This is a genomic window from Dietzia sp. DQ11-44 (genome assembly GCF_014145205.1).
Taxonomy (GTDB): domain Bacteria; phylum Actinomycetota; class Actinomycetes; order Mycobacteriales; family Mycobacteriaceae; genus Dietzia; species Dietzia natronolimnaea.
Window position 1 is genome coordinate 1 of the sequence record NZ_JAALEC010000089.1, and the last position, 3320, is coordinate 3320.

The following is a 3320-nucleotide window of genomic DNA, read 5'->3' on the forward strand; positions in this document are numbered from 1 at the left end:
TGTCCATGCAGCGCAACTGGATCGGCCGCTCGCAGGGCGCCCGCGTCCGCTTCGCCGTGGCGGATCGGTCCATCGAGGTGTTCACCACCCGCCCGGACACCCTGTTCGGTGCCACCTACATGGTGCTCTCGCCCGAGCATCCGCTGGTCGACGAGCTGGCCGGGCCGTTCTGGCCTGAGACCGTCGCCGCCGGCGGGGTGGACGGTGTGGGCGGCTCCGCCGGCGAGCTGGACGAGCGCTGGACCGGCGGGCACTCCTCGCCGGCCGAGGCCGTGCGGGAGTACCGCCGCCGGGCCGCCACCAAGTCCGATCTGGAGCGCCAGGAGAACAAGGACAAGACCGGCGTCTTCACCGGTGCCTACGCCGTCAACCCGGTCAACGGCGAGCAGGTCCCGGTGTTTGTGGCCGACTACGTGCTGATGGGTTACGGCACCGGGGCGATCATGGCCGTGCCCGCCCACGACTCCCGGGACCACGAGTTCGCCACGGCCTTCGGTCTGCCGATCGTGCAGGTGGTGGCCCCGGCCGACGGGCGCGAGCTGGACGTGCGGGCCGAGGCGTACGCGGGTGACGGCGTGGCGGTGAACTCGACCAACGAGCGCGGGCTGTCGCTCGACGGTCTGGGCGTGGACGAGGCCAAGGCCGCGACCATCGCCTGGCTGGAGGGCGAGGGCACGGGGGAGGGGACCGTCCAGTACAAGCTGCGGGACTGGCTCTTCGCCCGCCAGCGCTACTGGGGCGAGCCGTTCCCCGTGGTCTACGACTCCGACGGCGTCCCGCACGCGCTGCCCGACGAGTTGCTGCCCGTCGAGCTGCCCGAGGTCGAGGACTACAAGCCCGTGTCCTTCGACCCCGACGACGCCGACTCGATGCCCTCCCCGCCGCTGGCCAAGGCCACCGAGTGGATGACCGTCGAGCTGGATCTCGGCGACGGCGTGCAGACCTACACCCGCGACGCCAACGTGATGCCCAACTGGGCGGGCTCCAGCTGGTACCAGCTGCGCTACATCGATCCCACGAACCCGGACGAGCTGTGCGCGCTGGAGAACGAGCGCTACTGGACCGGTCCGCGGCCCGAGACCCACGGCGAGGGCGACCCCGGGGGAGTGGACCTCTACGTCGGTGGAGTCGAGCACGCCGTGCTGCACCTGCTCTACTCGCGGTTCTGGCACAAGGTCCTGTTCGACCTCGGCCACGTGACCAGCGAGGAGCCCTACCGCAGGCTGTTCAACCAGGGGTACATCCAGGCGTTCGCCTACACTGACTCGCGCGGGGTCTACGTGCCTGCTGCAGATGTAGAGGAGCGGGACGGGAAGTTCTATCTGGACGGTTCCCCGGACGCTCCCGAGGTGTTCCAGGAGTACGGGAAGATGGGCAAGTCGCTCAAGAACTCCGTCTCGCCCGACGAGATCTGTGACGAGTACGGCGCCGACACGCTGCGCGTGTACGAGATGTCCATGGGCCCGCTCGACACCTCACGGCCCTGGGCCACCAAGGACGTCGTGGGGGCGCACCGCTTCCTGCAGCGGCTGTGGCGAGTAGTGATCGAGGAGTCCACCGGGCAGGCCCGGGTGACCGAGGAGGAGCCGCCGCAGGACGTGCTCAAGGCGCTGCACAAGGCCATCGCGGGGGTCCGCGACGACTTCGCGGGCCTGCGCGACAACACCGCGATCGCCAAGCTCATCGAGTACGTCAACCACCTCACCAAGGCCTACCCGACCGAGGGGCCGGGAGCGCCGCGGTCGGCCGTCGAACCTCTGGTGCTGATGGTCGCCCCCGTCGCCCCGCACCTGGCCGAGGAGCTGTGGTCGCGGCTCGGGCACACGGGGTCGCTGGCCCACGGCCCGTTCCCCGAGCACGACGAGTCCTACCTGGTCGAGGACTCGGTGGAGTACCCGGTGCAGATCAAGGGCAAGGTGCGCTCGCGCATCACCGTCCCTGCGGACGCGACGCCGACCGAGGTCGAGGCGGCGGCCCTGGCCGACGAGAAGGTGCAGGCCAACCTCGCCGGGGCGACCCCGAAGAAGGTCATCGTGGTGCCGGGGAAGATGGTCAACATCGTGCCGTGAGAGGGCCGGGAGGTGTGAGGTCCCGGTCGGGTGGAGGGGTCAGCCCACCTGCACGAACACCGCCGAGGACGAGCCGATCAGGTAGGTGGTGGTGATCATCCACATGGCGTAGCTGGCGAACAGCCACGGCCGCCACCTGATGTGCTGCTTCCACCGCCGGTAGGTCTTGACCCCCGCGGTCACGGACAGGATCACCGACAGCAGAAGCGGCAGCAGCACCACCTCGACCCGGTCGGAGGTCAGGCACGTGCCGCCGGGTTCCGTGCACTCCTCGCCGATGCCGCCGCCCACCGCGACGAGCGCGACCGCGAAGATGACCACGGCCGAGGCGGACAGCAGGACGTAGCGGATGGCCTGGCTGGCCTGGCGTTCGTTGCGTTCGAGGCGCTCCAGCGGGTCGTCGAACTCGCCGATCCCTCGGGGAGACACCGTCACCTCCCCACGAATCCGTTGTGCCCGCCGGCCTCGGCTACCTCGTCGACCGTCGTGATCCCCAGCTGCTCGTCCGTCACCGGCGGGAAGAGCGGACCACCGCCGAAGGCGCCCCGGTGCGACAGCGGCACCTCGCCGTCGTCGTTCGTCACCCCGTGCTCGCGACCGTATTCGGCCGTGATCACCGTGGACCCGCTCAGCGCCGGCAGCGACGGATCGTCGGCCAGTGCCGCGATCACGCGGCCGACGAAGGTCGGGTCCTCGGCCCGGTCCAGGGGGAAGCCGTTGAAGTCGTCCATCCCCAACGACAGGATGAGTTCGGTGCGGATGAGGCCGAGCCACAGCGACAGGGTGGACACGCCGGTCCCGACGAGCTCGTGCGCCATGTCCGAGGCCATCTTGTCCAGGGCGGTCTTGCTCATCCCGTAGAGCACGGTGTGGAACGGCGAGCGCGACCCGAAGGACGAGATGTTGACCATCAGGCCCGACCCCTGCGGGACCATCACCTTGGCGGCCTCGCAGCTGGCGACGTAGTGCGCGCGCAGACCGACGCCCATGAGGGCGTCCCAGTCGCCGGCGGGCCGCTCCCAGAACGTGCCGTTGAACCCCATGAAGCCCTTGGGGTTGGCCCACACGTTGTTGACCAGCAGGTCCAGGCGCCCGGTGTCGGCGACGATGCGGGCGACGACGGCGACGATCTCGTCGTCCCGGCCGTGGTCGCACTCGAGGGGGAGCACCCGGCCGGAGGCGCCGGCCGCGGCGTCGACCGTGGCCTGCAGTCGCTCGGCCGAGCGTCCGGTGACGTACACGGTCCAGCCG

General features: G+C 70.2%; 3 protein-coding genes. 1 reads left to right on the plus strand and 2 read right to left on the minus strand.

Annotated features, from left to right (window positions below):
* On the plus strand, positions 1-2069 hold a 2069-nt coding region (locus G6018_RS02670; RefSeq protein WP_182638646.1), incomplete at its 5' end, for a class I tRNA ligase family protein.
* Positions 2070-2108: 39 nt separating this feature from the next.
* Here the strand turns inward: G6018_RS02670 and G6018_RS02675 are convergent.
* Both G6018_RS02675 and G6018_RS02680 read right to left on the minus strand, forming a co-directional pair.
* The gene (locus G6018_RS02675) at positions 2109-2504 is read right to left on the minus strand and encodes a hypothetical protein (protein WP_346995241.1); all 396 of its coding nucleotides are present in this window, start codon (positions 2502-2504) and stop codon (positions 2109-2111) included.
* Positions 2501-3320, minus strand: an 820-nt coding sequence (locus G6018_RS02680; protein WP_182638647.1) for an SDR family NAD(P)-dependent oxidoreductase, incomplete at its 5' end; no start/stop codon positions are given. The genes G6018_RS02675 and G6018_RS02680, both read right to left, overlap by 4 nt.